This is a genomic window from Candidatus Symbiopectobacterium sp. NZEC135, assembly GCF_025962695.1.
In genome coordinates this window covers 1-603 of record NZ_JAGFPF010001307.1, presented here as the reverse complement: position 1 = coordinate 603, position 603 = coordinate 1, and the positions used below count along the sequence as shown (strand labels likewise).

Here is a 603-nt window from a genome sequence, read left to right as displayed (position 1 = left end):
CCGGCCGTTTAATCTTCAACACGGCGTCTTGCGGCAATTTTTTGATATCAATCAGTTCCTGAGTTACTCGAGCGTGCCATGTGACTTTGTCTGTCGGTGAAATTCCCCGCGTTGCCTGAAGGCTCTTCTCCAGTTTTTCTACTACCGCCTCTCGCGTCAGTGTATTGACTACATGCTTATTGGCCCAGCCAAACCGCACCGTGTCGGGTTCTGTTAACAGCGTGAGCGAACGATAGGCGCTCAGTGTGATCAATCCGGGCAGGTGAGCGTGCACGAATTCAAACCGTTGCTCGGCAGCCAAACCGGATTCGCGCGTAATCAACTGCTCCAGCGTCGCTTTCAAGGTGTTAATCGTCTCGGCGGATTGTCGGATATGTTGGTATTCAGTCTCCGTCACCTGAAAACACAGCGCACCGGGTAAGCGAATCGCGGCTTTGCTGCTCACCGTCTCGGCGTAATGATGAATAAATAAACGCTGAAAATGTGCCAGACCCGCCTCACAGGCCGCTTCGCCTTGCAACGCCGTAACGCGGATCTGGGTGATGGCACCGTGTTCTTTCCCCTTTTCCCCCGTGCGGAGGCTGCATAGTCGTGCGTTGAGCA

Annotated in this window: 1 protein-coding gene; it reads right to left on the bottom strand. The window is 54.1% G+C overall.

The window, feature by feature from the left end; all coding sequences use genetic code 11:
* The coding region (tus, locus tag J5224_RS33980; protein WP_264629261.1) for a DNA replication terminus site-binding protein at positions 1-603 on the bottom strand (603 nt) is incomplete at both ends.